The sequence below is a fragment of the Streptomyces sp. NPDC093065 genome (assembly GCF_044754585.1).
Lineage (GTDB): Bacteria > Actinomycetota > Actinomycetes > Streptomycetales > Streptomycetaceae > Streptomyces.
Genome location: NZ_JBIVPJ010000002.1, coordinates 302,848 through 309,791 on the forward strand (window position 1 = coordinate 302,848; position 6,944 = coordinate 309,791).

At 72.1% G+C, this 6,944-nt stretch carries 5 protein-coding genes; 3 read left to right on the top strand and 2 right to left on the bottom strand.

Annotated elements, in window-relative coordinates; translation table 11 throughout:
• Positions 1-91 precede the first annotated feature (91 nt).
• Positions 92-1,450, top strand: coding sequence for a phosphoglucosamine mutase (gene glmM / locus ACIQFU_RS04310; RefSeq protein WP_402548836.1), 1,359 nt, complete (start codon positions 92-94; stop codon positions 1,448-1,450).
• Between the two features lie 84 nt (positions 1,451-1,534).
• Here the strand turns inward: glmM and ACIQFU_RS04315 are convergent, their stop codons facing one another.
• On the bottom strand, positions 1,535-2,476 hold the full coding sequence (locus tag ACIQFU_RS04315) for a DUF389 domain-containing protein (protein ID WP_402548838.1): 942 nt from the start codon (positions 2,474-2,476) through the stop codon (positions 1,535-1,537).
• A 28-nt stretch (positions 2,477-2,504) separates the two neighbouring features.
• Positions 2,505-3,494 carry a type I pantothenate kinase gene (gene coaA, locus ACIQFU_RS04320; protein WP_385348319.1) on the bottom strand — a complete coding sequence of 330 codons (990 nt, stop codon included), beginning with the start codon at positions 3,492-3,494 and terminating at the stop codon, positions 2,505-2,507.
• 197 nt (positions 3,495-3,691) lie between these two features.
• Between coaA and ACIQFU_RS04325 the strand changes: the two genes are divergently transcribed.
• Together ACIQFU_RS04325 and glmS are read left to right on the top strand one after the other, a co-directional pair.
• Complete coding sequence (locus ACIQFU_RS04325) at positions 3,692-4,480, top strand: hypothetical protein (RefSeq protein ID WP_402548839.1); 789 nt, start codon at positions 3,692-3,694, stop codon at positions 4,478-4,480.
• A 110-nt stretch (positions 4,481-4,590) separates the two neighbouring features.
• A complete protein-coding gene (gene glmS / locus ACIQFU_RS04330; protein WP_402548841.1) occupies positions 4,591-6,438 on the top strand; it encodes a glutamine--fructose-6-phosphate transaminase (isomerizing) in 1,848 nt (615 codons plus the stop codon).
• Positions 6,439-6,944 lie beyond the last annotated feature (506 nt).

The window sequence follows — 6,944 nt, forward strand, 5'->3', positions numbered from 1 at the left end:
CCGGGCGCTGCGCCGGGCCTTCGGGAGCCGACTGCGTGGGCCGCACTCATCGGCAGCCGCTTCCGGATTTGACGTTTCCTCAGGAGGACAAGTGGGACGACTCTTCGGCACGGACGGCGTGCGCGGTGTCGCCAACGCGGATCTGACGGCCGAGCTGGCGCTGGGCCTCTCCGTAGCCGCGGCGCACGTACTGGCCGAGGCGGGCACCTTCGCCGGGCACCGGGCGACCGCGGTGGTCGGCCGGGACCCGCGCGCCTCCGGGGAGTTCCTGGAGGCCGCGGTGGTCGCGGGCCTGGCCAGCGCCGGTGTGGACGTGCTGCGGGTCGGCGTGCTGCCGACGCCCGCGGTGGCCCACCTCACCGGCGCGCTCGGCGCGGACCTCGGCGTGATGCTGTCCGCCAGCCACAACGCCATGCCCGACAACGGCATCAAGTTCTTCGCCCGCGGCGGGCACAAGCTCGCCGACGAGCTGGAGGACCGCATCGAGTCCGTCTACGCCGACCACCGCACCGGTGCCCCCTGGGACCGCCCGACCGGCGCCGGCGTCGGCCGCGTACGCGACTACGACGAGGGGCTCGACCAGTACGTCGCCCACCTCGTCGGCGTCCTGCCGAACCGCCTCGACGGTCTGAAGATCGTCCTCGACGAGGCGCACGGAGCGGCCTCCCGGGTCTCGCCGGAGGCGTTCGCGCGGGCCGGAGCCGAGCTGGTCACCATCGGTGCGGTGCCCGACGGCCTCAACATCAACGACGGCTGCGGCTCCACCCACCTCGACCTGCTCAAGGCGGCCGTGGTCGAGCACGGCGCCGACCTCGGCATCGCCCACGACGGCGACGCCGACCGCTGCCTGGCCGTGGACCACACCGGTGCGGAGGTCGACGGCGACCAGATCCTCGCGGTGCTCGCGCTCGCGATGCGGGAGCGGGAGGCGCTGCGGTCCGAGACCGTCGTGGCCACCGTCATGTCCAACCTGGGCTTCAAGCTCGCCATGGAGCGCGAGGGCATCCGGTTCGTGGCGACCTCGGTCGGCGACCGGTACGTCCTGGAGGAGATGAAGGAGCACGGCTACGCCCTCGGCGGCGAGCAGTCCGGCCACGTCATCATCCTCGACCACGCCACCACCGGCGACGGAACGCTGACCGGCCTGATGCTGGCGGCGCGGGTCGCGCAGACCGGCCGTACGCTGCGGGACCTCGCGTCCGTGATGGAGCGGCTGCCGCAGGTGCTGGTGAACGTGCCGGACGTGGACAAGTCGCGGGTGACGAGCTCTGCCGAGCTGGCCACGGCGGTGGCCGAGGCGGAGCGGGAGCTGGGCAGCACCGGGCGGGTGCTGCTGCGCCCCTCGGGGACCGAGCCGCTGGTGCGGGTGATGGTCGAGGCGGCGGACATCGAGCAGGCTCGGTCGGTGGCGGGGCGGTTGGCCGATTCGGTGAAGTCCGCGCTGGGATAGTTTTCGGTGCCGGGTTCGGGGCCGGGGTTCTGTGCGACGCGGGCTGCCGGTTCGTTGTGGCCGGTCGCGCAGTTCCCCGCGCCCCTAGGCGGGTCTGCTCATCCGGCTTCGTTGGGTTGACCACAGGGCCTTCTGGACCAACAGCGTGAGGGTTCCGGCGACCACGATGCCTGCCAGGTTGAGCAGGAGTTGTTCGGTGGAGCCCACCGTCTGTTTCGTGTCGCCGAAGCTCAGGGCGACGGCCGCGTTCGCGGCGGCCGGGACCGTGGTGACGGAGATGGCCACGCCCACCAGGGCGCCGGACTTCGCCGACGTCAGGGACAGGGTGCCCGCGACGCCGGCCAGGATCGCCACCACGAAGGAGAAGGCGTCCGGGGCGTAGACGAAGCCGGTGTTGGGCCGGTCGCCCTCCAGCAGGCCCTCGCTGAACTGGCCGAACCCGGTCATGATCCAGCTGAAGCCCACCGTCACCGCGATCGCCACCGCGAAGCCCACCAGCAGGGCGGTCAGGGAACGCAGGGCGAGGCGCGGGGCGCGCTGCACGATCGCCGTGGAGGTCCCGGCGAGAGGGCCGAAGTCCGGGCCGACGGCCATCGCGCCGACGATCAGGACCGCGTTGTCGAGGACCACGCCGCAGGCCGCGATCATCGTGGCGATCGTGATGAAGGCGACGTAGGTGATGGAGAGCGTCGACTCCTCGTTCGTCGCCTCTTCCAGCTCCTCCCACAGCACCGCGTCGGCCGGCTCGCCGGGCGCCTCCCGCTCCGCCCGGTCGGCGTGCTCGGACAGCGACAGGTCGATCCGCTCGGCGGTGATAGCGCCGCGGCTGTCGATGTCCAACGCCCTCAGGCCGTTGATGAGTTCGTCACCGGCCTCGCGGGCCACGTCGCACATGACGACATCGCCCGCGGGTTCGCGGGCGGCGCCCGGCAGGACGACGAGGTGGGTGGTGCCAACCGTACGGTCGATCAGGCGGACCACCTCGTCGGTGCGGTCCGCCGGGGTGATCAGGCGCAGATGCAGCATCCGGTATTTCTACCGCGCGGCGCCCGCTTCACAGCTTGCGCAGGCTCAGGCGTTGCACCTTGTGGTCGGGGCCCTTGCGCAGCACCAGGGTGGCCCGGCCGCGGGTGGGGGCCACGTTCTCCACCAGGTTGGGCTTGTTGATGGTGCGCCAGGTGGTGCGGGCGTAGTCGAGGGCCTCCTCCTCCGACACCTGCGTGTACTTGCGGAAGTACGACGACGGGTTCTGGAAGGCGGTCGCGCGCAGCTTGCGGAAGCGGTTGAGGTACCAGCGCTCGATGTCCTCGGCGCGCGCGTCGACGTACACGCTGAAGTCGAAGTAGTCGGCGAGTCCGACCCTGGTGCGGCCGTCCTTGCCGGGCAGCGCGGGCTGGAGCACGTTGAGGCCCTCCACGATCAGGATGTCGGGGCGGCGGACGACGAGCCGCTGGTCCGGGACGATGTCGTAGATGAGGTGGGAGTAGACCGGGGCGGTCACCTCCGCCTTGCCCGCCTTGATGTCGGCGACGAAGCGGGTCAGCGCCCGGCGGTCGTACGACTCGGGGAAACCCTTCCGCGACATGAGGCCGCGCGCCTCCAGCTCCCGCGTCGGCAACAGGAAGCCGTCGGTCGTCACCAGCTCCACGCGCGGGTGCTCCGGCCAGCGGGAGAGCAGCGCCTGGAGCAGCCGGGCGACCGTGGACTTGCCGACCGCGACCGAGCCGGCGACCCCTATGACGAAGGGGGTGCCGGACTGGGAGCCCTGCTCGCCGAGGAAGGTGTTCAGCGCGCCGCGCAGGCCGTCGGTGGCGCCGACGTAGAGGTTGAGCAGCCGGGAGAGCGGGAGGTAGATGTCCCGCACCTCGTCGAGGTCGATGACGTCGCCGAGGCCGCGCAGCTTCTCCACCTCCTCGGCGGTCAGCGGCAGCGGCGTCTTGTCGCGCAGCGCGCTCCACTCGGGGCGGGTGAGGTCGACGTAGGGAGTCGCCTCCGGCCGCTGCCGGTGGGCGCTCCGGGGAATCGAGGGGACCGGAGAGATCACAGTCCATTGTTAACGGAGTACGAACGGGGCGGCAGGTGGGCTGCGTCACGTCCGCCCGAGGGCGGTCGCCGACGAGGTCACGCGGGCGTCACGGTCGGATACCGGGTGCCGCAGCCTTGATCATCTGTGAGGCGACTGTGCGTACAGTCTTCGCACGTTTGTGCGGAACTCCCGCCACCTGGAAGAAAGAGTCCGACGTGAGACTGTCATCTGTCCGCCGTACCGCCCTCGCCTCGCCCGTGGCCGTCCTGGCCCTGGCCGTCACCGCGTGCGGCTCCTCGCAGGGCGACGGCGACAAGGCGGCCGGCGATGACAGGGGCGGGGCCGGCAAGACCGCCTCCGCGGCCCCGGCGCCCAAGGCGCTCACCGCCGCCGAGCTGGAGAAGGCCGCCCTGGCTCAGGCGGACGTGAAGGGCGGCAAGGTCACCGAGGTGTCGGCCGCGGACGACGTCGCCAAGGGCAAGGTGAAGCCCCAGGAGGCGCGGTGCGAGCCGCTCGCCCTCGCCGAGACGGGCGTCCCGCTGGGCGAGCCCGCCGCGTCCGTCAAGCGGAGCTGGACCGAGGGGCCGAAGAAGCCGTCCGGGGACGCGAGCACCGAGGAGGCCATCGGGGCCGCGTTCGACCTGGACAAGGTCCTGGTGACCCTGGCCTCCTACGAGGACGGCGGTGCCGAGGCCGTCCTGAAGGACGTGAAGGAGGCGGCCGGCGCGTGCGCGGGCGGGTTCACCTTCACCGCGATGGGTGAAACGGCCCGCATCGCCAAGGTGGCCGAGGCCCCGGCATCCGGCGGCGCCGACGAGGCGGTCGCGATGACGATGACGATGACCGGCGACGACGGCGACACGTTCCCGGTCAAGGTCTGCGTCACCCGCAAGGGCGCCACCGTGGCCTCCTTCACCGTGCTGAATCTCGCCGCCGCCAGTACCGGCGAGGACTTCCCCTTCCCCACCGAGATCAGCGACGCGCAGCTCGCCAAACTCGGCTGACGCGGGGGTGGCCGGAGGCGTTCCTTCCCCGGCGGGAATTTCCGATTTCGGGCACAGAGGGCCGGCTTTCCGGCCGCCTCGCGATCGATTCTGCTCGTAGGCTGCCGCTTATGTGCGGAATCGTGGGATACGTGGGGCCTCAGTCGGCACTCGATGTCGTGATGGCCGGACTGAAGCGGCTCGAGTACCGGGGATACGACTCGGCGGGCGTCGCCGTGCTCGCGGACGGCGGCCTCGCCACCGCCAAGCGGGCCGGCAAGCTCGTCAACCTCGACAAGGAACTGTCCGAACATCCGCTGCCGGCCGCCGCCACCGGCATCGGCCACACCCGCTGGGCCACCCACGGCGGCCCCACCGACGCCAACGCCCACCCGCACCTGGACAACGCGGGCCGGGTCGCCGTGGTCCACAACGGCATCATCGAGAACTTCGCGCCGCTGCGGGCCGAACTGGCGGAGCGCGGCCACGAACTGCCCTCCGAGACCGACACCGAGGTCGTCGCCCACCTGCTCGCCGAGGAGTACTCCGGCTGCGCCGACCTCGCCGAGGCGATGCGGCTGGTGTGCCGGCGGCTGGAGGGCGCGTTCACGCTGGTCGCCGTGCACGCGGACGCGCCGGACGTGGTGGTGGGCGCGCGCCGCAACTCGCCGCTCGTGGTGGGCGTGGGGGAGGGCGAGTACTTCCTCGCCTCGGACGTCGCGGCCTTCATCGCCCACACCCGGGACGCCGTCGAGCTGGGTCAGGACCAGGTCGTCGAACTGCGCCGGGACGGCGTCACCGTCACCGCGTTCGACGGCACCCCGGCCGACGTCCGCTCCTACCACGTCGACTGGGACGCCTCGGCCGCCGAGAAGGCCGGCTACGCCTCCTTCATGCTCAAGGAGATCGCCGAGCAGCCGAAGGCCGTCGCCGACACCCTCCTCGGCCGCATCGACGGCTCCGGCACGCTGAGCCTGGACGAGGTGCGCATCCCTCCGGAGGTGCTGCGGGAGGTCGGCAAGGTCGTCGTCGTGGCCTGCGGTACGGCGTACCACGCCGGGCTCATCGCCAAGTACGCCATCGAGCACTGGACGCGGATCCCCTGCGAGGTGGAGCTGGCCAGCGAGTTCCGCTACCGCGACCCGATCCTCGACCAGCAGACCCTGGTCGTCGCGATCTCCCAGTCCGGCGAGACCATGGACACCCTGATGGCCCTGCGCCACGCCCGCGAGCAGGGCGCCCGGGTCCTCGCCATCTGCAACACCAACGGTTCGACCATCCCCCGCGAGTCCGACGCCGTGCTCTACACCCACGCGGGCCCCGAGGTCGCCGTCGCCTCCACCAAGGCCTTCCTCACCCAGCTGGTGGCCTGCTATCTGGTCGCCCTCTACCTGGGCCAGGTGCGCGGCACCAAGTACGGCGACGAGATCCGCGACGTCGTCCGCGACCTGTCCGGCATCTCCGGCGCGGTCGAACGGGTGCTGGGGACCATGGACCCCGTGCGGGAACTGGCCCGCTCCCTCGCCCACAAGAACACGGTGCTCTTCCTCGGCCGCCACGTCGGCCACCCTGTCGCCCTCGAAGGCGCCCTCAAGCTGAAGGAGCTGGCGTACATGCACGCCGAGGGCTTCGCGGCGGGCGAGCTGAAGCACGGGCCGATCGCGCTGATCGAGGAGGACCTGCCGGTCGTCGTGATCGTGCCGTCCCCGCGCGGGCGCTCGGTCCTCCACGACAAGATCGTGTCCAACATCCAGGAGATCCGCGCCCGCGGCGCCCGCACCATCGTCATCGCCGAGGAGGGCGACGAGGCGGTGGCCCCCTACGCCGACCACCTCGTGCGCGTGCCGGCCACCCCGACCCTGCTGCAGCCCCTGGTGGCCACGGTGCCGCTGCAGGTCTTCGCCTGCGAACTGGCGACGGCCCGGGGCAACGAGGTGGACCAGCCGCGGAACCTGGCGAAGTCGGTGACGGTGGAGTAGCTCCGGAGGCACCCGGCGGCCTCACCACCGCCGGGCACGGGCCCACCGTACGGGTGAGCCCGGCGCCCGGTCGTGGTTCAGTCGTTGCGCACGTCGCGCCAGGCCCGGGGGGGCGACTCTGCCACGTCGTGTGACCCGGCCGGTGCGCCTTGTGCCGTGAGGCGGGCCCGTGCGGCGGGTGGGGGTTCGGGTCCGTGCGGCGGCCGGTGTGGGGCGGTCTTGCTGTCGGCGGGGCGTGTGGTCGCCGTAGGGGTGGGCACCGCGCTGGTTCAGTCGTCTCGCACGTTCCGCCAGGTCTGGGGGACCGCGCGGCTCCGCCGTCGGCGGGTGCGGGCTCACCGTACGGGTGAGCCCGGCGCCCGGTCGTGGTTCAGTCGTTGCGCACGTCGCGCCAGGCCCGGGGGATCGCCTCTGCCACGTCGTGTGACCCGGCCGGTGCGCCTTGTGCCGTGAGGCGGGCCCGTGCGGCGGGTGGGGGTTCGGGTCCGTGCGGCGGCCGGTGTGGG